Annotated in this window: 20 protein-coding genes; 14 read left to right on the top strand and 6 right to left on the bottom strand. The window is 62.8% G+C overall.

Going from position 1 to position 23,088, the window contains the following annotated elements; all coding sequences use genetic code 11:
- Positions 1-2: 2 nt before the first annotated feature.
- Both AC1Q6Z_RS30035 and AC1Q6Z_RS30030 read right to left on the bottom strand, forming a co-directional pair.
- A complete protein-coding gene (locus AC1Q6Z_RS30035; protein ID WP_271046329.1) occupies positions 3-2,684 on the bottom strand; it encodes a UvrD-helicase domain-containing protein in 2,682 nt (893 codons plus the stop codon).
- Positions 2,685-2,778: 94 nt separating this feature from the next.
- Positions 2,779-4,200 carry a hypothetical protein gene (locus tag AC1Q6Z_RS30030; protein ID WP_271046328.1) on the bottom strand — a complete coding sequence of 474 codons (1,422 nt, stop codon included), beginning with the start codon at positions 4,198-4,200 and terminating at the stop codon, positions 2,779-2,781.
- Positions 4,201-4,371: 171 nt separating this feature from the next.
- Between AC1Q6Z_RS30030 and AC1Q6Z_RS30025 the strand changes: the two genes are divergently transcribed.
- The 3 genes from AC1Q6Z_RS30025 (at position 4,372) to AC1Q6Z_RS30015 (ending at position 6,458) form a co-directional block, all read left to right on the top strand.
- Positions 4,372-5,352: a 3'-5' exonuclease gene (locus AC1Q6Z_RS30025; RefSeq protein WP_492650146.1), complete on the top strand. Its 981-nt coding sequence runs from the start codon at positions 4,372-4,374 to the stop codon at positions 5,350-5,352.
- Between the two features lie 14 nt (positions 5,353-5,366).
- Positions 5,367-6,188 (top strand): DUF429 domain-containing protein, encoded by an 822-nt coding sequence (locus tag AC1Q6Z_RS30020; RefSeq protein ID WP_192321155.1) that lies wholly within the window; start codon positions 5,367-5,369, stop codon positions 6,186-6,188.
- Positions 6,189-6,260: 72 nt separating this feature from the next.
- Positions 6,261-6,458, top strand: coding sequence for a hypothetical protein (locus AC1Q6Z_RS30015; protein ID WP_246765506.1), 198 nt, complete (start codon positions 6,261-6,263; stop codon positions 6,456-6,458).
- A 106-nt stretch (positions 6,459-6,564) separates the two neighbouring features.
- On the opposite strand, the gene AC1Q6Z_RS30010 is transcribed toward AC1Q6Z_RS30015, so the two are convergent.
- Positions 6,565-6,918 (bottom strand): hypothetical protein, encoded by a 354-nt coding sequence (locus tag AC1Q6Z_RS30010; RefSeq protein ID WP_192321153.1) that lies wholly within the window; start codon positions 6,916-6,918, stop codon positions 6,565-6,567.
- A 221-nt stretch (positions 6,919-7,139) separates the two neighbouring features.
- Between AC1Q6Z_RS30010 and AC1Q6Z_RS30005 the strand changes: the two genes are divergently transcribed.
- From AC1Q6Z_RS30005 to AC1Q6Z_RS29990, 4 genes are all read left to right on the top strand, one after another.
- Complete coding sequence (locus AC1Q6Z_RS30005; RefSeq protein ID WP_192321151.1) at positions 7,140-8,105, top strand: DUF3991 and toprim domain-containing protein; 966 nt, start codon at positions 7,140-7,142, stop codon at positions 8,103-8,105.
- Positions 8,106-8,250: 145 nt separating this feature from the next.
- Entirely contained in the window at positions 8,251-8,853 is a 603-nt protein-coding gene (locus AC1Q6Z_RS30000) for a DUF1419 domain-containing protein (RefSeq protein WP_192321150.1), read from the top strand.
- A gap of 12 nt (positions 8,854-8,865) precedes the next feature.
- Complete coding sequence (locus tag AC1Q6Z_RS29995) at positions 8,866-9,264, top strand: DUF3085 domain-containing protein (RefSeq protein ID WP_192321148.1); 399 nt, start codon at positions 8,866-8,868, stop codon at positions 9,262-9,264.
- A gap of 98 nt (positions 9,265-9,362) precedes the next feature.
- Positions 9,363-14,498, top strand: coding sequence for a helicase-like domain-containing protein (locus tag AC1Q6Z_RS29990; RefSeq protein WP_492650145.1), 5,136 nt, complete (start codon positions 9,363-9,365; stop codon positions 14,496-14,498).
- 297 nt (positions 14,499-14,795) lie between these two features.
- Here AC1Q6Z_RS29990 and AC1Q6Z_RS29985 read toward each other — a convergent pair whose 3' ends face one another.
- Positions 14,796-15,128, bottom strand: a complete 333-nt coding sequence (locus tag AC1Q6Z_RS29985) for a hypothetical protein (protein WP_192321144.1) — start codon at positions 15,126-15,128, stop codon at positions 14,796-14,798.
- Positions 15,118-15,441, bottom strand: coding sequence for a hypothetical protein (locus AC1Q6Z_RS29980; RefSeq protein WP_271046339.1), 324 nt, complete (start codon positions 15,439-15,441; stop codon positions 15,118-15,120). The genes AC1Q6Z_RS29985 and AC1Q6Z_RS29980 overlap by 11 nt, the downstream gene beginning before the upstream one ends.
- Positions 15,442-15,994: 553 nt before the next feature.
- On the opposite strand from AC1Q6Z_RS29980, the gene AC1Q6Z_RS29975 reads away from it, so the two are divergent.
- From AC1Q6Z_RS29975 to AC1Q6Z_RS29945, 7 genes are all read left to right on the top strand, one after another.
- On the top strand, positions 15,995-17,734 hold the full coding sequence (locus AC1Q6Z_RS29975) for a ParB/RepB/Spo0J family partition protein (RefSeq protein WP_192321142.1): 1,740 nt from the start codon (positions 15,995-15,997) through the stop codon (positions 17,732-17,734).
- 97 nt (positions 17,735-17,831) lie between these two features.
- Positions 17,832-18,308 (top strand): UCP036055 family protein, encoded by a 477-nt coding sequence (locus tag AC1Q6Z_RS29970; protein WP_192321140.1) that lies wholly within the window; start codon positions 17,832-17,834, stop codon positions 18,306-18,308.
- A complete protein-coding gene (locus tag AC1Q6Z_RS29965) occupies positions 18,305-19,198 on the top strand; it encodes a DUF7007 domain-containing protein (protein ID WP_371746609.1) in 894 nt (297 codons plus the stop codon). Before AC1Q6Z_RS29970 ends, AC1Q6Z_RS29965 begins: the two co-directional genes overlap by 4 nt.
- On the top strand, positions 19,195-19,539 hold the full coding sequence (locus AC1Q6Z_RS29960; RefSeq protein WP_271046327.1) for a hypothetical protein: 345 nt from the start codon (positions 19,195-19,197) through the stop codon (positions 19,537-19,539). The genes AC1Q6Z_RS29965 and AC1Q6Z_RS29960 overlap by 4 nt, the downstream gene beginning before the upstream one ends.
- Before the next feature lie 4 nt (positions 19,540-19,543).
- On the top strand, positions 19,544-19,999 hold the full coding sequence (locus AC1Q6Z_RS29955; RefSeq protein ID WP_246765504.1) for a hypothetical protein: 456 nt from the start codon (positions 19,544-19,546) through the stop codon (positions 19,997-19,999).
- A gap of 344 nt (positions 20,000-20,343) precedes the next feature.
- The gene (locus AC1Q6Z_RS29950; protein WP_192321139.1) at positions 20,344-20,952 is read left to right on the top strand and encodes a hypothetical protein; all 609 of its coding nucleotides are present in this window, start codon (positions 20,344-20,346) and stop codon (positions 20,950-20,952) included.
- 346 nt (positions 20,953-21,298) lie between these two features.
- Positions 21,299-22,225, top strand: coding sequence for an ArdC family protein (locus AC1Q6Z_RS29945; protein ID WP_192321137.1), 927 nt, complete (start codon positions 21,299-21,301; stop codon positions 22,223-22,225).
- Positions 22,226-22,278: 53 nt separating this feature from the next.
- Here the strand turns inward: AC1Q6Z_RS29945 and AC1Q6Z_RS29940 are convergent, their stop codons facing one another.
- Positions 22,279-22,536: a hypothetical protein gene (locus AC1Q6Z_RS29940; RefSeq protein ID WP_192321135.1), complete on the bottom strand. Its 258-nt coding sequence runs from the start codon at positions 22,534-22,536 to the stop codon at positions 22,279-22,281.
- Positions 22,537-23,088: the final 552 nt, after the last annotated feature.

Here is a 23,088-nt window from a genome sequence, read left to right as displayed (position 1 = left end):
GGTCATTCGGCGCTTCGTCGATTAAGTTGCTGCGTGTGGTCACAGCCGGGATACTGGTTGCACCCCAGAAAGCGGCTGTTGTTGCGACCATTCCTCTCGACTAATTGACCTACGCGGCATGCGGGACATTGATGCAGCGGACCGCCATCGACGGTCTCGAAACGCAGATTTTCCCCGGCGATTTCCGAAAGCTCCCGGATATATCTGGATGGGTCACGGCTGTTCGTGAGCAGGAACACGCCACGACTTGCGCGTGTCAACGCAACGTAGAATAGGCGGCGCTCCTCGGCATACTCAAACATTTCAGGCTGCGGCATGACCAGGTTGAGCAGCTCGTCGTCCTCGATCCGGCTTGGCACCCCGTAATCACCTTCGCTGACATCAAGCAGGATCGTATAGTCGGCTTCAAGCCCCTTGGCGCGATGGAAGGACAGTCCAGAAACCTCGATGTTGTCGAATCTTGGCACGGATCCCCTGAACGGTTCAAGCTGGTTGTAGCGCCACAGCACCATGACCTTGAGCTTCTCGCGCCCGTCGCTCCGCCATTGCCCTGAAATCCCGCCAAGGAAGATGTCGAGCCGCTTCAGCAGTCGGTGACAGGCGTCCGTGAAATCTGGCTTGTCTCGATCACCATCGATCGGAACGACCCGGATCGATCGCGCAATCGCCGGACGTGTCGAGCGCACCGACTTTTTCAATTGGGCGGAGTTCCGCTGCACGAAGCTGGCGGCGGTCTCGGCGATCAGCTGGTTGCAGCGATAGGTCTGCTCCAAACGGCCTTGCCAGCTCGCCCCGAAATTCGCATCGAACTGCGTGAAGATCGTAATGTCCGATCCGGCGAAGCGATAGATCGATTGCCAGTCGTCGCCGACGGCAAACAGCTTGGTGAAGGGCTTCTGGTGCTTCAGCGCCTTGATCAGCTTGGCGCGCGGCTCGGAAATATCCTGGAACTCGTCGACGAGGATCAGGGAATAGGGGCTCTTATACTGCCCGGTCTCCACGAACTGCGTGGCATTGACGATCATCGAGTCGAAGTCGATGCGGCCGGCTTCTTCCAGCTTCCGGGAATAGGTCTCGGTGATCTTCCAGACGACCTGCGCAAACTCCCTGGCGCGGGTCCGGTCGTGGAGCGATTTGGCCCGCTCCAGCAGCATGTCCAGAGTGAGGTGGCTGGCGCGGATGTGCTTGATGCAGACGGCAATCAGCTTGTGATAGTGCTTGATGACAACAGGCTCGAGGGCTTTGACGATCGCCGTGTAGCTTTTGCGTTCGAGCGGAATGCGCCGTTTTGCAAGCTCTGCCTCGAGCTCCGCAATCAGCGTTCCATTATTCGCCTGCGCCGAGGTGGTTTGAAAGATGTCCATCCCGGCCTTTCGGTAGGCGGCCAGCTTGTTTTCGGCATGGGTGACATAGTCTGTGAAGGGTGACGAGCCATCGGCATTGATAGCCAGGTGCTCGTGGATCGTCTTGCTTGCGGGGTAATAGAAGTCGGGATGGACGTACCGGATCTGTCCGTTTTTTTCTTCGATCGGAATCTGGCGTTCGTACTCAAACTCGACGGAATTGAGCCACAGCCAGTTGACGATCGTCTGCTCCTGGAGCGACTTCACATGGATCCCGGCAATCGTGCCGATGGTCGCATTGCCTTTCCGCCGGCGCACCGAAAGATAGCGCTCGTAGTCAGCCTCAGAACCAAACACGTCGACCGGGATATCCGCCTTGGGATGAAGGACGAGGAGGTTGACCCAGAGATCGGTGAATTCTGCATCTGATCGCAGCAGTTCCTCAATGATCCGTTCGATGATTCTCGCTTCGCCGGCGGGGTGCTCAACCCAATCGGCAAGTTGCGGCGGCCGACCTTCGACCTCTTCGATAATGCCGCGACCCAGCGCATGAAACGTGGTCACTTTGCATTCCGGATTTCCCGGATCGATCGCGAGCTGCCTGCATATCCGTTCTTGCAGCTCGTCGGCGGCGCTCTTGTTGAAGGCGAGCACGAGAATCTCTTCCGGCCGATAGAGCTGCTTGTCGAGGACATAGGCGACCTTGCCGACCATCGTGGCGGATTTTCCCGATCCGGCTGAGGCGACCAAGAGATTGTTGTCCTCCAGGCGAATGCATGCCTGACGTTGTTGGTCGGACAGTGATCGGTCATCCAGATTGTCGAAGAACGAGCGATATCTCGGCAGTTCTGCCGAAACGAACGCGTCATTGTATCGATGACGCACATCCGGATCGGTGATGAAGGCGAGGGACGGGGGGAGTGCTGCTTTCAGCGCGGCCGGCATCAGTTCCAGATCGAACAGAGGATGCGAGAGCGCTGCGGCGGCGTCACCGGTCACGCCCGCAATGACCCGGCCGAGGTCGGCTTGGGCCAGATATTGTCGGTTACCCTCAATGATCGCCCGCAGTTTGGTATCCACCTCGCTCAATCGACTAATGTCTGCGCCGATCAATGCGAAGAGGTGGTTGTTGATGAAGCTGTGTAGATCGGCCGCCAACTGTGTGGCGGCTTCTTCTCCAAGGCAGGACAGGTTATCGATCCGATCGCGCGACCGGACTTCGACGGTGTGCCATAGCAATGCCTTGCACACGGAAATGGCGACGACATCCAGACAGGGAAGTTTAACAGCGTCGCCGACTCCAAGACGTATGGATGCGGGCGAGGACGCGGTCAGCGTCATCTTCCATTTTCCTTGAGGAAGGAACCGTGCAAAGAATCCAGGCCGGTATGTTTGAACGCGATCAGACATCAGGGCTCACGCACTACTAGCAAATTCAGTCCGGCAGCCATGCGCAATCGACCCATTCCCGTTCGTAGCGCTTTGCAAAATCCCGCATCTCCCGCGCATTGGCCCCAGGTGTCAGGCAAGCGCGGGCGCAGGTCGTGACCACGTCGCGATAAAAGGCCGACGAAACCGGCCGGATGCCCTCGTAGTTCATGATCAGGTCGGGAAGGCGGTCCGTGATCGCCTCGCCACGGGGCGCCATGACAAGGGTCGGCGGCGTCCCAAACGCATTGATCAAGACGTATCTCCAGCTCGGGTCGGCCTGTCCCTGGGCGGGAACGAGTTCGCAAGGACAGGCATCACCGCCGCCGGAAATCTCCTGATAGACCGCTTCGAGCGCCTGAGCCTTCCTGGCGATAAGGACATAGGGCCCCGCAGGCGTGTAGCCGCCCATCCGTTCGTCGTATTCGATGCCCAACAGGCGTTCGAGGTCGAAGCGCGCCGACCTGTCGAGGGTGGAACGCTCCGAGATAAACCACTGGAGCTGGCGCAGGGTGATTCCAGTGGCCGCAGCGATCTCCTTCGGCGGATTGGGCCAGCAGGCGACCAGGTTCTTGGCGACTTCCGCTACGTTGTCATACTCGTCGTAGGCTGGGATGTCGTCATCGTCATCGACGTCTTCCGATGGGTCCTCTCCCGAATACAGCCACATCCTGCCGGTAAATCCGTCGTGTTTGAAATAGCGCGGCCGATCGGGTGGGAGTGAGGTTTCCCAGGACGACAGCCATGGACCGGCTTCCCACTCCACGTTATCGGGAAGAATGTCTGCCGGGGGTCGCATCGGCAGTCCCAGCCACCGCTCGATGTTGTCCTCGATTTTTCGATTGCCAAGCCCGCGAGGGCCGCTGACTGCCCGCCAATCGTGATCGTCATGTGCATCACGACAAAGGGCTTCGACGGACGTGGCCACAGACAGGTCGACCGGATTATGCCTTTTCGACAACCACAGAGAGGCATCGTGAGCCGAGCGTAACGATGCCGGAGCCGCTTTGTCCTTGGGGTCGGCAACCTCAAGCCGGATCCCGAACTTGGCAATATCCCTCGCCAATGATGGGTCGGCCCGTTCCACGTAGCGGTTTACACGCAAAACATCTGGCAGGCCGCGTAAACCCTCGGCGTTTCCCCATGCCGTCAGCAGCACGTCGCGCAATGATTTGCGCTTCTCCATCGTGGAGAATGTCAACCAGCGGATTGGTAGGCCGGCAACGGTGAGCCCGTAAAGTGCGATGGGGCACAGCCCATACCGTTTAGCGTCCGTCAGTCGTATCGGATCGCGGACAGCCACAATGCCGTGTTGAGGGTGGTGGAACAGGAATTTCGCGGTTGAGACATAAAAATGATGTTCTCGGATCGGCTGTTGCGGCTGATTGTTCATGGCTGTTCTCAAAAGCGTCAAATCGTTGTTCGGCATCCTACGATTTCGACGTCAGTACCCAAAGTAGTTCTTTGCTTTGAATAGTGCTTGTCCGCAGTTCCTCGACCGCAGGCTCCGTGCGACGTGCACCCGATCGGGGGCGTCGTTGCTTGCGCCTATGCCGATGCGTATTGTGCGCCGGCCATGCCGCAATCGGATCGGAATACAATGACCTCGCAACTCGACTTCTTTGCAGCTGCTGTTTTGCCGGCTACCACGAAGGTGACCAAACCGCAGGCTGTTGCTGGAAGGGGGCAGGGCGGCTTCGGTTCGGATGACGAGGCCATGGCCTGCCATCTGGAAGCGACCGGCAACTATCGCTTTCTGCGAAGGCTCTCGCCCCGATCAGTTGTTGAGCGTGCTCGGCCCGAATTTCCACGGCAGGGCGTGATCCTCGACACCGAAACCACAGGCCTCAATTACCGCACCGACGAAATCATCGAAATCGGCGTAATCGCCTTCACCTTCAGTGACGCGGGCGAGATTGGCGATGTCACCGGCGTTTATGGGGGACTTCAGCAGCCAACCGTTCCCATTCCGGCCGACATCATACGCCTGACCGGCATCACCGATGACATGGTCGCCGGTCAGGTGATCGACGTTACCCGCCTCAAATCCCTCATCGAGCCGGCCGACATGATCATTGCTCACAACGCCGGTTTCGATCGGCCCTTTTGCGAAGCCTTCTCGCCGATGTTTTGCAACAAGGCATGGGCTTGTTCGGTTTCCGAGATCGACTGGGCGGCACGTGGCTTCGAGGGAAGCAAGCTCGGTTACCTGACTGGGCAGTCAGGATATTTTCACGACGGGCATCGTGCTGTCGACGATTGTTTCGCGCTGTTGGAAGTGCTCGGGCAGACACCGCTTGATTCCACCGCGACGCCATTTGCGGAGCTCTATCAAGCCAGCCAGCGGTCACGGGTCCGTATTTATGCGGAGAATTCCCCATTCGACATGAAGGATCATCTCAAGGCGCGCGGCTACCGCTGGTCGGACGGCTCCGACGGGCGCCCGAAATCCTGGTGGGTTGAACTACCGGAAGAGAAGCACGACGAGGAACTGCATTTCCTTCGGACAGAGATCTATCGCTGGGACGCCGACCTGCCCGTCAAATATTTGACGGCGTTCGATCGCTTCCGGGCGGCTTGAATAGTCGGGAGGCGATGACGACCATTGTGGGCATTGATGCGGCCTGGACGTCGACACAGCCGAGCGGTGTCGCGCTGGTTTCCTCCATGGGCGACGATTGGCGCCTGATCTTCGCGGGACCGTCCTATCGTCACCTCCTGGCCCATGCCGACGAGGGGCTGATCTCCACGTTCCGCCCTTCAGGTTCGATCGCAGAACCCGTGGCTCTTCTCGCCGCAGCTGGAAAAATCGCTGGAGCGCCTGTCGATCTCGTTGCTGTGGATATGCCTCTGTCTCGTGAGCCGATCGCAGCGCGGCGCGTGTCGGACAATCTGGTTTCGGCAGCTTACGGCGCCCGTCACTGCAGCACCCACACACCGAGTGCGAGTAGGCCCGGCAAGATCAGCAACGACTTCAGGAGCGGCTTCGGGCACCGCGGGTACGGACTGTTGACGAGAGAGGTTAGCGCGCCGGGCCTATTGGAAGTCTACCCGCATCCCGCCCTGGTCGAACTGATGCGCGCCGAAAAGCGGCTGCCTTACAAGCAGGCGAAGACGCGCAACTATTGGCCAATGGAAACCCCCGTCAGCCGGCGCAACAAACTCTTCGAAACCTGGCGTGCGATCGTCGCCAGCCTCGACCTGGAAATAAAAGGCGCATCCGAGATATTGCGGCTACCCCAATTCGAGGCTCCATCATGGCAGTTGAAGGCGTTTGAAGACATGCTCGACGCGGTCATCTGCGCGTGGGTCGGCATATGCGTTTTCGAGGGAACCGCCGTGCCGTTCGGCGACGACGCGTCTGCGATCTGGATACCCCAATCGGATCTTCTGGCGTCGCGGCGGGGTCGGCGATGATCGGATTACTGTGGCAAATGGATCGAACGCCGCCGCAAAATCCGCCGCCGCTGGCAGGAAGACGCCAGGCAATTGGCAGCAACCGATCCGGTCAATGCCTGTTATGAAGCGCAGCCGAGAGCTGCACGCAGCCGGGCGCAGAGAAACGTTGCCGAATCCTGGCATTGGGCCAAGGTCGCCAGCGAAGTCGCCCGCATCGAGCCGCGCGCCGCGATGGACTTCGAGGTCCTCAAGGCCATCGCCGATCAGGAAGCCGCCGGTCGCGGCTGAACAGCTGCATGACGGAAAATGGAGAACACTCGGGCGATAGCTGTGCCGCGAGCGAGCAACTGTGCCGGAACTCCACCCGGCCATCCGAAGCAAACCAATCCCGCTCTCAGATGATGGCGTCCTGGACCAGGTCCGGATCTGCGTCGATCAACCCTCTGTCGGGGTCGGCTAGCAAGCTGCCGCCACTCGGCTTTGCCTTCGCGGTGATCGCGACCGTCCCCGGTCCTTCGAGGAGCCATCGAGCGGGATCGGCCTGCTCCGGACGGAGGTTTCTCACATGGCACAGGATCTTGCACTCGCTCAGTCTCAGGCTTTCGCACTTGCCCGCACCCTCATGGTCCCGGTGACGCTGTTCAGGTCCGGCGATGAATTCGGCGTCGTCGTCAGCGACGAAATCGACGCCGACGACGATCTCGACATCATTCACGAATTCGACCCGCACGATCGCCGGCCGGCTCATTGAGCCGGCATTTCCCTTTTTGGGTGCCGCTTGCGAGCGGCAGGCGGCAAGGGAGGCTTCGCCGCGCCTGGCACGAACTGTCGGCGTGAAGGTACAGATCTGCAGATTGCCAAGGCGCGCCCTTGCCTCCTTTGCTCTTCGCGGCCCGGGGCAGGCGGTCCCGCAAACTGCGGGAAGAGAAATCGGACAAGAAAGGCGGACGCGGGAGCGCCGGCAAACGAATGAGAAAAGAAGAGCTGGAGGACCTCAGGGACCGGGTTCCGTGCGGCGCCCTGCTGGAGCAGGCGGGCTTTGCGGTGGACAGGCAGGAAAGCACACGCAGAGCCTTCAAATACCGGCGCGGTGCGGAAATCGTCATCGTCATCCATGAGGGGCGGGGATGGTTCGATCCCCTTTCCGACGCGAAGGGCGACGTCTTCAGCCTCGCCGGACACCTCGACGGCGTCGCTTTCGTCGATGCACTTGACCGCGTCGCCTCACTGGTCGGGTTCGTGTCCAGGGAGCCGGTCTGGACCCGATCCGCGGACGCGCCCTTGTCCCTCAGATCCATTGAGGACCGATGGGAGCAACGCCGCAAACCCTGGCGAGGCTCCATGACCTGGCGCTATCTGCGGGAGGAGCGTTGCCTGTCCGAGGCGATCATTCGCGACGCCATGCGGCTCAACGTGCTGCGGGAAGGCCCGCATGGCAGCATGTGGGCGGCCCATGTCGATGATGACGGTGTCGTCACCGGCTGGGAGGAACGTGGCCCCGACTGGCGTGGTTTTGCAACCGGCGGGTCGAAGGTCCTCTTCCGGTTCGGTCCAATAGGCGCCTTGCGACTGTGCGTGACGGAGGCGGCGATCGACGCCATGAGCCTGGCCGCCTTTGAAGGGGCACGGGAAGGCAGTCAATATCTCAGTACCGGCGGGGGATGGTCGCCGGCAACAGATGCCGCGCTACGCATGCTCGCCGCACGTCCCGCCGCCCGGCTCGTCGCCGCGACGGACGCCAACGACCAGGGCGAGACCTTCGCCGCGCGGCTGCGCGACATCGCCGATGCGGCCGGTTGCGACTGGCTGCGTCTGATGCCGCCGGTCGAGGACTGGAACGACGCGCTCAGGGCGCGGGAGAAGGAAAAGAAGACGTGGAAAAGGGAGAGAAGCGGAAGAGGCCTGCCGCATGCCCGCCGGCCGCGTCAAGGGTGAAGCTTCGCCCGGCTGAAGCCGGCCCTTGACCCGTCCGGACGGAGAGGCGGCCTGGGGGGAGGGGTCAGGAAGGGCTGAAGAGAAGATGGCGACCATGAGGTTCCGCCGCGCTTTCGCCCCGACGAAGGCCAAAAGGAGCCCGCTCATGACCCTCTCTCCCATCTGCAAAGTCTTCCAGGGCATCGCCGACCGGCATCAGATGTTCCGCATGTTCGATCGCCATGCGGGGCGCCCGAACCGATGGGAGGGCGACGACGGCGCGCTTTACCGCGGCGAGTGGTTCGAGATCGGTGAGCGCGAACATGACTATATGTTCGAGATCCTGCCGCCGCTCTTCATGCGCGGCGAGATGTTCGCCATGCGCGAATTCCTCACCGGCTCGATCACCAGCATCTTTTTCACACTGTCGATCGACGGGCGAATCCGGCACTTCCATGGGTATCGCGACCTTTCCGACAAGGGGTCGTGCGAGCGCATGCGCGCCGCAATCGTCGAGCGCGAATCCCGTCCCGTCCGCGCGATGACGCGCGAGGAGCGTCTCGAGCATATCTGGTCGAGCACGGCCGACGATTATCGCGGCTATGCCAGCGAGCGTTGGCCGGAGGCCGATCGCGGCAAGCGCACGGTCATGTTCTTCGCCAAGCCAGGCGGCACGACGCTGAAGCTGCTGGATACCCTTACCGACGCTGAGATCGCGGCAAAGCTGCCGGTGCATCTGCGTTACCTGCCCGACGCCATCGCGGCGTGAGGAAGGAGACCCATGTTCACCTTCTCCATCACCGACATTCGCGCCGTGCTCGAGTGCGGCCATGCCGACGCCAGGGCCAATGGCGGATATCGCGTTCCCTATCAGGGAATATCGCCGGAAACAGACGCCAGACCCGGCCTGTGGCTGGTCGGCGACGAGGGCGTTTATGCGATGTCCTCCGGCAAACTCGCCGAGGGCCAGCGCCCGCTCGTCGTCTATGCCGAGGAATGCAATCCGAAAACCAATCCCGACTACTGGCACACCAAGCGCCGATATTTTGGAGGCGATGACGGGGTCGAATTCATCGACGCCGTTGAGCTCGAACGGCTGACTGCCGCCGCGCCGGACGCGACGCATCTGACAATCACCATGGACGATACGTCCCTGTCTCTCCGCCTGATGGGCCGCTGACCACGGCGCTTTCCCTTCCCCATCCAATCTCGTGCGACCGAACCGCCTGCATTGCCGGCGGGCAAGCCGGCGCGCGCCTTCAAACAGGAGAATTTTTTATGGCGCATGATGACCCCTTCACCCTCGACATGTTCGGCTCAAGCGGGTTGTCCTCCGGGTTTGGCCTCGGTGTCACCGCTTTCGGCGGATTTCCCGCCGGAACCGCCCCTGAACCGGACAATGACGACGACGATCCTGATCCTACGCCGGCGGCGCCCGCCCCGGCGATGGCGCGCGCAGCGCCGCGAAAGAATGCGGTTCCTCCTGGACACGGCGTCCGTAGCAACTTCCATCTCGACAACGGCGAGGATCGCGGTCTCGCCGCATCCTGGAAGGAGCGAGCCAAGGCCAACGTCGCGGCGATCCTGCTTGCCGATGAGATCGAAAAACAGGAGCGCCCCGCGACGCGCGAGGAGCAAGTGAAACTTGCCCGCTTTACCGGCTTCGGCGCCGGCGAGCTCGCCAACACCATGTTCCGACGGCCGGGCGAGGTGGATTTCCGCGAGGGCTGGAACGATCTCGGGTCCTCATTGGAGGCGGCCGTCACCGATCGCGACTATGCGAGCCTTGCCCGCTGCACGCAATACGCCCACTTCACGCCGGAATTCATCATCCGGGCGATCTGGTCGGGATTGCAGCGCCTGGGCTGGCGCGGCGGCCGCATTCTGGAGCCGGGCATCGGCACAGGCCTGTTTCCGGCGCTGATGCCGGAAAACTATCGTGACAAAGCGCATGTCAGCGGCGTCGAACTCGATCCCGTCACCGCACGCATCGTCAAGCTGCTGCAGCCGAAGGCGCGGATCATCGAGGGGGATTTCGCGCGCACGGACTTCTCAGCCGTCTACGATCTTGTCATTGGGAACCCGCCCTTTTCCGATCGCAGTGTGCGTTCGGACCGGCAATACCGGCCGCTTGGTCTGCGGCTGCACGACTACTTCATCGCACGCTCCATCGATCTCCTGAAGCCCGGCGCCTTCGCCGCCGTCGTCACCAGTGCCGGCACGATGGATAAGGCGGATACGGCCGCCCGTGAGCATATCGCCAGATCCGGCGACCTGATCGCGGCGATCCGCCTGCCCGAGGGCAGCTTCCGCCGCGACGCCGGCACGGATGTCGTGACCGACATCCTGTTCTTGCGCAAACGCAAGGCCGGTGAGCCCGAGGCGGATCTTTCCTGGCTCGACGTCGATGAAGTCCGTTCTGCAACGGAGGACGAAGGCGCCATCCGCGTCAATCGCTGGTTTGTGCGCCATCCGGATTTCGTGCTGGGTGAGCACACTTTGACCTCCGGACCGTTCGGCGAGACCTATACCTGCCGTCCCCGCGCCGGCGTCGATCTCGAAGGGGCGCTGAATGCCGCCATCTCGCTCCTGCCGGAAGATCGCTACGACGGCGAGCCGTCCGCAATCGACATCGAACTGGAGGACGAGCTCGGGGAGGTCGTAGATCTCCGTCGCCAATCTGAAAAGGTCCGCGAAGGAAGCTTCTTCATCGACGCCAGGCATGGTCTCATGCAGATGGTCGACGGCTCCCCGGTTCCGATCAAGGTCCGCAAGGGGCGGTCTGCCGTGAGGCAGACAGGCGAATGCCTGTCCGGAAAGCATGTCCGCATCATCCAAAAGCTGATCCCTGTCCGGGATGCTGTGCGCGAGGTTCTGAAGGCCCAGGAGCAGGATCGCCCGTGGAAGGATCTGCAGGTACGGCTCCGCATTGCCTGGTCATCATTCGTTCGCGACTTCGGCCCAATCAACCACACGACGGTGTCGATCTCGGAGGATGCCGAGACCGTCGAGGTGCGCGAAACCCATCGCCAGCCAAACCTTCAGCCCTTCCGCGATGATCCTGACTGCTGGCTGGTCGCTTCCATCGAGGATTACGACCTCGAAACCGATACCGCCCGTCCCGGTCCGATCTTTTCCGAACGGGTTATCTCGCCTCCTGCCGCCCCGGTGATTATGTCCGCGCCTGATGCCTTGGCCGTGGTGCTCAACGCGCGCGGCCGCGTCGACATCGAGCATATCGCCGAACTCCTGCATCGTGACGCGCAAGCGGTTATTGCCGAACTGGGTGATGCGATCTTTTGCGATCCGACCGACGGTTCGTGGCAAACGTCCGACGCCTATCTCTCCGGCCCGGTCCGCACCAAGCTTGCTGCTGCTCAAGCCGCGGCTGCGCTTGATCCGGCTTTCGGGCGCAATGTCGCGGCGCTACAGGAAGTCCAGCCCGCCGACCTGGGTCCATCCGATATTACCGCTCGCCTCGGTGCGCCGTGGATTCCGGCGTCCGATGTCGTCGCCTTCGTCAAGGAGATGATGGGGGCGGAGATCCGCATTCATCATATGCCGGAACTGGGATTATGGACGGTCGAGGCTCGGCAACTTGGTTATAGCGCCACCGGCACTTCGGAATGGGGCACCAGCCGCCGCCATGCCGGCGAACTGCTCGGCGATGCGCTGAACAGCCGTGTGCCGCAGATCTTCGACACGATCAAGGATACAGGCGGCGAGCGCCGGGTGCTGAATGTCGTCGATACAGAAGCGGCCCGCGACAAGCTCCAGCGGATGAGGCAAGCCTTCCAGAATTGGGTCTGGTCAGATCCGGATCGCGCTGACCGGCTGGCGCGGGTCTACAACGACCGCTTCAACAACATCGCACCGCGCAAATTCGACGGCTCCCATCTGAAACTTCCCGGCGCCTCAGGCGCCCTCACTCTTTATGGGCATCAGAAACGCGGCATCTGGAGAATCATCTCCTCCGGCTCCACCTATCTCGCCCATGCCGTCGGCGCCGGCAAGACCATGACGATGGCAGCCGCCATCATGGAACAACGCCGGCTCGGCCTGATCGCCAAGGCAATGCTTGTCGTTCCCGGTCATTGCCTGGCGCAGGCGGCGCGTGAGTTTCTGGCGCTCTATCCGTCGGCCAACATTCTCGTCGCTGACGAGACCAACTTCACCAAAGACAAGCGCCAGCGTTTCCTGTCGCGGGCGGCGACGGCGGTCTGGGATGCGATCATCATCACGCACTCTGCCTTCAGGTTCATCGGCGTTCCCTCGGCCTTCGAGCAACAGATGATCCACGACGAGCTGGAGCTTTACGAGGATCTGCTGACCAGGGTCGATGATGAGGACCGGGTTTCGCGCAAGCGGCTCGAACGTCTGAAGGAAGGTTTGGCTGAGCGGCTGGAGGCGCTTTCTACCCGCAAGGACGATCTGCTGACCATCTCCGAAATCGGCATCGACCAGATCGTCGTCGATGAGGCGCAGGAGTTCCGCAAGCTGTCCTTCGCCACCAACATGTCGACGCTGAAGGGCATAGACCCGAACGGCTCGCAGAAAGCCTGGGACCTCTATGTGAAGTCTCGGCTTATCGAGACGAAGAATCCGGGCCGGGCGCTCGTGCTTGCCTCCGGCACCCCGATCACCAACACGCTCGGAGAAATGTTCTCGATCCAGCGCTTGCTCGGCTACGAGGCGTTGCGCGAGCGCGGATTGCATGAGTTCGACGCCTGGGCCTCGAACTTCGGGGATGAACGCACCGAACTGGAGCTTCAGCCATCCGGCAAATACAAGCCGGTAAGCCGCTTCGCCAGTTTCGTCAACGTCCCCGAACTGATTGCCATGTTCCGCGCCTTTGCCGACGTGGTGATGCCGGAGGACTTGAGGCAATACGTCAAGGTGCCTGACGTCGCGACGGCCAAGCGGCAGATCCTCACCGCCGCACCGACGCCAGCCTTCAGGGCCTATCAACAGATCCTAGAAACCCGCATCAAGGCGATCGAGGAGCGTGATCGGCCTGCCGAGCCCGGTGACGACATCCTGCTTTCCGTCATCACCGACGGACGCCATGCAGCGATCGACCTGCGCCTGGTGACGCCTGACATGGATGACGAGCCGGAAAACAAGCTCAATCTCCTGATCCGCAACGCGCATCGCATCTGGCAGGAGACCTCGGAGAACAGCTATGTCCGCCCGGACGGCAAGCCTTACGAACTGCCGGGCGCCGCGCAGATGATCTTCTCCGATCTCGGCACGATCAATGTCGAGAAGACCAGGGGATTTTCAGCCTATCGCTGGATCCGCGATGAGCTCATCCGCATGGGCGTGCCGGCATCCGAAATCGCCTTCATGCAGGACTTCAAGAAGACCGAGGCCAAGCAGCGCCTGTTCGGCGACGTTCGCGCCGGCAAGGTCCGCTTCCTGATCGGCTCATCCGAGACGATGGGCACAGGCGTCAATGCGCAACTCAGGCTGAAGGCGCTGCATCATCTCGATGTGCCATGGCTGCCCTCGCAGATCGAGCAGCGCGAGGGCCGGATCGTCCGTCAGGGCAACCAGCATGACGAGGTCGATATCTACGCCTACGCCACGCAAGGCAGCCTTGATGCCACGATGTGGCAGAACAACGAACGAAAGGCGCGGTTCATCGCGGCGGCGCTTTCCGGCGACACCTCGATCCGCCGGCTGGACGACCTGAACGAAGGCCAGGCCAACCAGTTCGCCATGGCAAAGGCGATTGCCAGTGGCGACGAGCGGCTGATGCAGAAGGCAGGCCTCGAGGCCGATATCGCGCGTCTGGAACGGTTGCGGGCCGCCCATGAAGACGACCTCTTCGCCGTGCGCCGGCGGATCCGCGACGCCGAGCGCGAGATCGAAACGGCGACCCGCCGCATCGGTGAAATCAGCCAGGACATCGAACGGCTGGTTCCGACGTCAGGCGACGCCTTCGCGATGATGATGACAGGCAGGCCATTCTCGGAGCGCAAGGACGCCGGCCGCGCGCTGATGAAGGAAATCCTCACCCTCGTCCAGCTCCAGAGGCCAGGTGAGGATCACATCGCCTCGATCGGCGGCTTCGATCTCATCTATGAGGGCGAACGTTTTGGCCGGGGTGACAATTACCACTACCAGACCCTGCTTCAGCGCACCGGCGCGACCCAAGAGATCGATCTCGCCGTCACCGTCACGCCGCTTGGCGCCATCTCCAGGCTGGAACACGCGCTTGACGGCTTCGAGGAGGAGCGCGAACGTTATCGCCAGCGGTTGGCGGAGTACCAGCGGCGGCTTTCCTCCTACCAGTCGCGGCAAGGTGGCGCCTTCGCCTTCGCCGACGAACTGGCGGAGAAGCGTAAGGCGTTGCGGGAGGTGGAGGAGGCGCTTGCAGGCGACGCGCGTGCTGAACTGCAAGCGGCCTGAAGGGCCGCGTCACGCACTTTTGAATGCGCCGCAGCATTTGCATAGCTGCGTTGCACAAAAAGTGGTTTGCGATTGGTCATAAAACAGGCATTGTGATGATAGCTGATGCACATGGCGGTCGCTCCTCCCAGTTCCGCCGCACCAGCTGTTCCCCTCTGGAGGTTTATTGACCTTCACACTTCAAGGGCCGCGGCTTCCGCTGGCCCTCTTTTTTTGCCCATGCCGAATTCAGGCTCATCTCCAACCAGGTGACGCATTCGCGACCGGAGCGTTCGCCGCTCTTCCTGACATTGCCGTTCAATGCATCGTGGCTTCCCGCAGCGGCAACAACTCGATGGCCTTGTTGATGACCTTACGCAACTGGCGCCAGTCGCGAAGGTCGCGTTCGTTCACCCGCTCCTGGATCGCGGTCAATATCCAGCCGACGCAGGCAATGTCGTCTTCGGCGCGATAGGCATCGGACCGCGCGAAGCAGGCGAGGATACGTGGTCTCGCGTCGCCATTATCCTTCGGGATGCTGGCGACCAGGTCGCGCGCCTCGCAGTAAGCGAGGGCAATACGCTGGCAGTCCTCGATCATGCCGCAGGTCCAGGCAAGCGTCTTCGATAATTCCTCGGATTCATCTCCCATCTCGGATCGGCTCCCCCATGATCATGCCGAGCGTCTCGATGACGGCAGGCGATAGTTGGAATTGCCTGGCCAATCCGCGCCCCATCGAGTTGTTCCCCATGGTTTCGATCAGAAGCCCTCTTTGCACGAGCGCGTGCATGTCCTGAGCAAGGACGCTCCTGGTGAGGCCGGTCAATTCCATCATCCGGGTCAGCGTGATGGTTGGATCTTCGCTGTGCAGGACGCCGATCAGCGTCATCAAACCGATCAGCTTGACGCGGGCCGTCGGCGTTTCGCCCTCAAGCGGATTGCCAAGGATCTGGTTGGTCATCATGGTCACGTAGGCCTGCGCAAGCCCCAGGGGCCGCCTTGAGCTTGAAGCGCAATCACGAGGCTCGCGCTTTCGCCCAATGCCATCGCCATTGGTAGACAATCCTCATCATCTCCTTCTCAAGCGATCACCGATGGCGCAGACGCACAATCCGAGCCGTGAGGGGGTGATTCTCGATGCAATCAGCCCGCGTTCTTTTGCCATCCTCAAGGCGATGATTTCAACCGCCGGGCGACAATCTTCCTGTCGGGTGTGCGCCGATCGGTGGCCTTGTGCCGCTCGTGAGCGGTTGGGATGGAAGAGAGGGAAAGAAAAAGAAGGGAAAACCGGTCGCAAAGCGATCTTGCCGGTGACGCGTGACCGCTCAACCGCCCGCTCCTCGTCCCGGCCGCGCGCGCCGCGCAGGGCTGTCAGCCCCGCTTGCGCGTCACGGCAGGGCCGCTCGCGCGCAGTTGCACCGGAAAGCCCGCTTCGCGGTCCGGGAAGTGTCTTCGGAAAAACTGAAGACAGGAAGAGCGGCAATCGCCGCCCCGAAACCCCTAAAGGAGCAGGTCCCATGCAGATCCTCAAACTCGACCCGCGCGCTCTCAAGGACAATCCCGACGATGCCCGCCGCTCGAAGTCCTCGCCGCAGGCCGATGCGCTGTTGCTGGCGACGGTGAAGGCCGTCGGCATCATCCAGCCGCCGGTCATCTCGCCCGAAACCGATGGCGGCAACGGCTACATCATCCAGGCCGGCCACCGCCGCGTCAAACAGGCGATCGCCGCCGGCCTCGAGGAAATCGACGTGCTGGTGACCGATGCCGCCAACGACAATGGCGCGATGCGCTCGATGATCGAGAACATCGCGAGAGAACCGCTCAACGCCATCGACCAATGGCGCGGCACGGAACGGCTTGCGGCTCTGGGCTGGACCGAGGAGGCGATCGCCATGGCGCTGGCATTGCCGGTTCGCCAGATCCGGAAACTTCGCCTGCTCGCCAATGTTCTTCCCGCCATGCTCGACCAGATGGCCAGGGGCGATATGCCGAACGAACAGCAGCTTCGCACCATCGCCGCCGCTTCGATCGACGAGCAGAAGGAAGTCTGGAAGGCCAACAAGCCGAAGAAGGGCGACATCGCGGCCTGGTGGCAGATCGCCAATGCGCTGTCGAAGACCCGCATGTATGCGCGTGACGCGAGCTTCGGCGACGACCTGCGGCAGGCCTACGGCATCGAGTGGGCTGAAGACCTGTTCGGTCCGGCCGACGAGGACAATCGCTACACGACCAATGTCGAGGCGTTCCTCGGCGCCCAGCAGGAATGGATGACGGCGAACCTGCCGAAGAAGGGCGCCATCGTCGAGGTCAACAGCTGGGGCCAGCCGGAACTGCCGAAGAAGGCCGAACGCGTCTACGGCAAGCCGGGCAAGGGCGACCACACCGGCCTCTATCTCGACCGCGACGGCAAGGTGCAGAGCGTGCATTACCGCATGCCGGAGCCGAAAGCGGCCAAGGGCCAAACCGGCTCGGCGGACGGTGACGCGACCGCTGACGGAGATGATGCCGCTGCAGCCGCCAAATCCCGCCCCGACGTCACCCAGAAGGGCCAAGACATGATCGGCGATTTCCGCACCGACGCGCTGCACGAGGCGCTGGCCCGCGCGCCGATCGAGGACGACACGCTGATGGCCTTGCTCGTGCTCGCCTTCGCGGGCATGAATGTCCGGGTCGACTCCGGCGCCAACGACCAAGTGTTCGGTCCCAGGCGGTTCAAGCGCCATGCGGCGCGACTCCTCGACCAGGACGGACGCCTCTCCTTCGACCTCCAGACGGTGCGGGTTGCTGCGCGCGCCATGCTAGTCGAGGTTCTGTCGTGCCGGCGCGGCATGTCGAACAGCGGTGTCGTCTCGCGCATTGCCGGCGCGGCGATCGGCGCGGACGGATACCTTCCGAACATGGGCACGGAAGACTTTCTCCTGTGCCTGTCGCGGCAGGCGCTCGAGACCGCAGCCAGGGAGGTCAGCCTGGAGCCGCAGCCGCGGGTGCGCGACACGCGGACGGCGCTCGTCGAGCACTTCAAGGGCGAAGCGACCTTCATCCACCCTGCCGCGCTGTTCGCGCCCGACCCGCGCGAGATCGCCGATCTGATCGGCCATGCCGATGAGCTCGACGCCGAAGATGGCGCCGCCGATGGTGGTGCCGGCGGAGTTGACACCGCGCCGACCCCTGCCGTCGACACCGACGACCCGTCCCGCGAGGCTCCGAACGAAGCGCCTGACGAGCTCGAGGCCGCCTACGGCATCGCGGCGGAATAGCCCGACCGCATTTCCCTCCCGAATGACGATCGCCGCCGGCTGCCCCGGCGGCGCTTTCGTTTCCATCAACCGCAGAACCCGAACTGGAGGCTTTCTCATGTCTGCGTCCCTGATCTTCGATCTCGCCCCGATCGGCTCACTCGTGTCCTGGTCCGACGGCAAGCCCCGCCCGCCGGAACGTTTCCATAAGAAGCTCGCCGCCTGGCAAACCAGAAACAGCCAGGGCCGGCTCATCCGCGAGGAAGGGCCGCGCAAGCTCGGCAGCTACACGTCGCCCGGCTATTTCACGCTCCATCAGGAGGACATCGGCGGCAAGTCCATGATCCTCGTCACCCTCCACCGGACCTTCGGGCTCGACTCCGATCTCACCTTCAAGGTCCTCGAGCGCCCGCCGCTCGGCGCGGTGCGCATCTTCGACCGCGCCGGTGAAGCGCGCGAGCTGCTCCATCTCGCCGAAGACCGGCAGGCTGCCGAGACCTGGTTGCGGTCGCATCGCTACCCGAGCGCCGTGCTCGAGGCGGTGACGCCCGACGAGGCAGACGCAAAGGCTGATGACCGGAGGACCGCACCATGAATCCGATCTCCATCCCCTCGCAAACTCGCAAGGTCTGTACCGACAAGATTGCTGACGTGGAATTCGACCGCGCCGCTGACGGCATGGCCGTTGCGCGCGTCGGCGATCTCGTCTTCGCCATGCTGCCATCCCGCGATGGCCGGCATCTGCTGGCGAGCGCCTGGCGCGTTTCGCGGCCGCTTGCCGCGCTCAGCCGCGACGATTTCTATTCGTACCATGGTTCGATCGAGGATGAGGCCGCCTTCAGCGCCCGCATGATCGAGCAGGCCGAGCATAGTCGCGAGCTTCAAGCACTCGCACGCCGGACCGTGCGCATCGCCTGCAATACGCCGTGGGGACCGTCGCAAGGGGCCACGCTCTATGCGGAGGGCGTTGTTGCCCACACCACGGCAGGCCATGGCGGCTTCTCGCTTTCGCCAGAGCGGAACGAAAAAGTCCATCCGCTGCTTCGTTCACAGGACGGGTTCTATGAGGAAGATTCGTCCTGGGCGGCCGTCGCCATCACCTTTCCCGACCTCTTCACCAGCATCGAGCGGCGTTCGGCGGAAGCAACGCTCAAGGATTGGCAGCCCGATGCCTGGGAAGCGATCACCGGCACGGTCCTTGCGGCTGGTGAATCTCATGTGAAGGACCGGCGCGCCTTCGAACGCGAACATGCCGGCGACTGGGTCGTGATATCAGCACTTCACTCCGACCATCATCCCGGCATGACCGAGGTGATTGCGACGCGCGGCGGAAGGCGTGATGCTCATGTCGAAGAACGGCGCTTCCTGGTTGCGTCCACCGAATACCAGGTCGGGCGGTTCGGCTTCGTCATCGACGAGGCGCGGCACGTTGCCTATGACCGCCGGTCGAGCTTCGTCACATGGGCGGGGAGGAGCACGCCATGATCCCCTCCATCGATCGTCAGGCGCGGTTGCGCCGCATGGAAGAGGCCTGCCGGCAGACCCGGCACCAGCTCGACATGATCGAGCGCCAGATCATCCGCAAAATGACGGCCTTGATCCCGTCGCTTGGAGCTCGCCGGCCGAGATATCGCCGTGGCAGGCCGCCCGAACCGGACGCCTTCCTCGCCCGCTATCGATCCAATCTCGCCGCCATCACCGCCGAGCGCCAGCCGGAGATCGATGCACTCTCCCGCAAGCTCGCTCGACAGGAGGCCGCGATCGGCGTCTTTCGCGAAAGCCTCTGCGCCGCAAAGCCTCAGCCTCAAACCCGGGGGGAGGTCTAGCGCCATGGCGACGATCGGAGATCTCGAACGCGCGGCCCGTATCGGTCCGACATCTCAGGAGCGCGCCGCCTTCTGGCGGCAGTTCCATCATCTCAAGGGTAAGGCCTGCCTCGACGCCGGTGTGGCCGAGCTCAAGCGATTGATTGCCGCGAAAGTCGCTCGTGCCGAGGGCGTGCCGGAAACGCGGCGGCGCCTGCCGAAGCGCGATCGGCTTCCGCCACTCACACCCGAGCAGCAGACGGCGCTGCAGGCCTATGCCGCAAGACACGGCCGGCGCTGGAAGAGCGTTCTGAACAATGTCTGGATGGGTGGGGCACCCCATGACGATGGCGGGATCCTGCGCGGTCTGCGCAATTCCCATGGCCCGACCTGGCTGCAGTCCTATCGGCTGCCCCCGCGCTGGTTCGGCGAACGCTGCGACCGCGGCGCCCGCACAAGGCGCGGCCGGCGTCGGGGATGACGAGGTGTAGCGCTCGCATGGCTGGCTTCCTTGTCCGCCATGGCATCTGGACACGGCCGCCTCTCCGGTCTGCCCTTCGGTTTTGCTGCGGTCTGAACCGGCGCCCGTCTGGTTCAAGGCCGCTTGCGCGCCGCGAGGCGGCCGGTCATGCCGCTCGTCGCAAAGCAGGCACGCGGGAACGGCACAGGACCGTTGGTCCCGCTTGCCCGCATACCGTCTTTGCTCGATCTGGCCCGCCCGGACCCTGAACCGCCCGGCTGGCGCAGGTTCTCTTCGACCGCACCGAAGGGCAGACCGGCCAAGGGGGCCGGAACCGCTTCGGAAAGCCAGAAAAGGAAACTGCCATGGCAAAGCCCGCAAGCACCTCCCGTCAAACGAACCGCCCGGCCAACCGCCCTTCAGCGCGCGTGGTCCAGCTCCGCAAGGGCGCCACCCTCGAAATGGTCCGCCTCACATGCCCCGACGAGGGCCAGGCGCTCCGCATCGCCGAGAGTTTCGGGACCGCGATCCTCGACAGCGACGGTATCCGCGACATGCATGAACGCCTGATCGTCGCGACCGCCACCGGTCTCTCCGAGGGGCTCGGCGAACGGGCGATGCAGATCCATCTCCAGCGGATCGTCGGCGCCTATGTCGGATCGGCCCATGGCGCCGGACAGTTCTATTCCCGCGCCGTCACCGAGGCGCGCGACGCCACCGCCAAAGGGGCGGGCGACGACCGCGAAGACGATCTCGGCCCGGTCGGCTATGACAGCAACGCGCAACGCAAGCGTGAATTTGCCGCCGACATGGGCATTCAGGCCCATGCACTGAGGATGGCTGCCGAAGGCGCGGTTGCCGCCTACGAGCAGATCGTCGGCGAGACGTGGAAGCCCTTCGACCGGCCGGTCGACAATCCCGGCGACAGGCTCGACCGCAAGGCGGCCGAAGCGCAGATGTCCGCCTTCGACTGAGGCCGTACCGGCGGAGCTTCGGCTCCGCCCTATCCCGATCCGCATCGAGGCCGTCTTCTCCCGAAGGCGGCCTATTTCTTTGGCCCTTATCGCAAGGCGCAAGGAGGCAGGTGAAGAGAGAGAGAGAGAGAGAGAGAGAAAAAAAAAGAAGATCGGAATGATCCGCCGGTCGCGGCCCGTCCCGTGCGCCGGTCCTGCAGGAGCCGGCGGCAAGGCGCAACGGCTGTCACCGTCCTCCACATGCGTTCCGGCCGTTCCGGTGCGCTTGCCGCCCGGTCGCTCCTGCTTTTGGCCCTTCGCGACGGGGCCGCGATCGGCGCGGCCTCCTCAAATGGAGGTATGAACCATGAGCAGGAAATCGGAACACATCCGCACGGACATTTACGCGCGCATCACCGACAGGATTGTTGCCGATCTTGAGAAGGGTGTGCGTCCCTGGGTCAGGCCCTGGAGGGCTGAAAATCTGACCGGGCGCGTGAGCCGGCCGCTCCGGCATAACGGCCAACCCTATACCGGCCTGAATGTCCTGCTTCTCTGGTCCGAGAGCGTCGCCAGCGGTTTTAAGTCGGCGACATGGATGACGCTGCGCCAGGCAAATGAGCTCGGCGCCCACGTGCGCAAAGGCGAAAGCGGCGCGACCGTCGTCTATGCCAGCCGCTTCACCAGGACCGAAAGGGATGCGAGCGGCGGCGAGATCGAGCGCGATGTCCCGTTCCTGAAGGCATACACTGTCTTCAATTGCGATCAAATAGAGGCCCTGCCGGAGCACTACTACCGTCGTCCGGAACCGGTCGCGAAACCGCTCGAGCGCATCGAACATGCGGATCGTTTCCTGGATAACACAGGCGCAGTGGTTAGATATGGCGGCGACAAGGCGTATTACTCCCCCTCCACAGACCACATTCAATTGCCGAGGCCGGAACTGTTCAGGGATATGGCCTCAATGGTCGCAATCAGATCCCATGAGACTCTGCATTGGACTTCGGCTCCTGGCCGGCTAAACAGGGACCTCAGTCGCTACCACAAGGATCGCCGGGAGAGGGCCTTCGAGGAAATGGTGGCAGAGCTTGGGTCGGCGATGATTTGCGCCGATCTCGGGATCGTGCCGGAACTCGATCCGCGTCCCGACCACGCCGCCTACATCCAGAGTTGGGCCGCTATCCTCGGCTCCGACAAGCGCGCAATCTTCGCCGCAGCCGCGCATGCCCAGCGTGCGGTTAACTATCTTCACGCGCTTCAGCCGAATGCCGAGACCAGCCGGGAGGCGGCCTGATCGGATATCCAAGGGGAGGGCTCGGGTCCTCCCCGACCCGGTTGCGCCTCTTGTTACGGACGATCCCGCACCGGAAACATGTCCTCGCCATAGTGGTGAAGCCTGGTATGATGGCGCCGGCACAACCATCGAACCTTCAAGGGCTCGTCGTATTGATCGTGGTGGGCATCGACCGCTTCGAGCCCGCAGACCTCGCATGTCTGCTTTTCCAGTTCGCCTGCCTTCACGGCGCGCTGCACGGCAAGGTGAGCATCGTATTTTGCCGGATTGGCGCGCCGCCAGTTCGCCTGGCGGGTATCGGTGTTCAGCATTGCTTCATCCTGCTTCGCCGGTCTCGTCTTCCGTCGCCGAGACCTTTATCACGATTCTTGCATCTTTTGACCGGTTCCGCGAGCCACTTGGATCCGGGACGGCGAGCGGCCGCCGACACTGACCGGGTGAGACTCGGCACTGGCGGACCGGCGCGGCGCTCTGCCGTCTCCAGAGATGCGAGGCGCTCTATCCCGCTTGGCCGGCACGGGGATGAAACGCAGTGAACGACCCTTTCGCAGGCAGGCCGACAGCCTCGCCGGCCGAGGGAGCCATCATCGAGCGGCGCGGTTTCGTTTCCGGTGCAACGGTGATGCGACCGAGGACGTCGGCGATGGCATCGAGGGCGGGAGCGGGCCTGCAGCGCTGACGAGGGCATGAGCATAGGCACGAATGTTGCGCAGCCTGATGGCGGATGATCGTCAATCCGGCTGACGTCGTCGCATTCCATCCACCCCGAGCTGGCCACACCGACGCGACCTCGATGGATCTGGTGTGACCGAAGGACGCCTTCGTCTCGATCGCCTTGACCGCAACGGCCGCTCACAACTTTC

The sequence above is a fragment of the Shinella sp. GW835-FHT14H05 genome (assembly GCF_058793575.1).
Note: the sequence above shows the minus strand (reverse complement) of the source record. Positions and strands in the feature narration are given on the sequence as shown.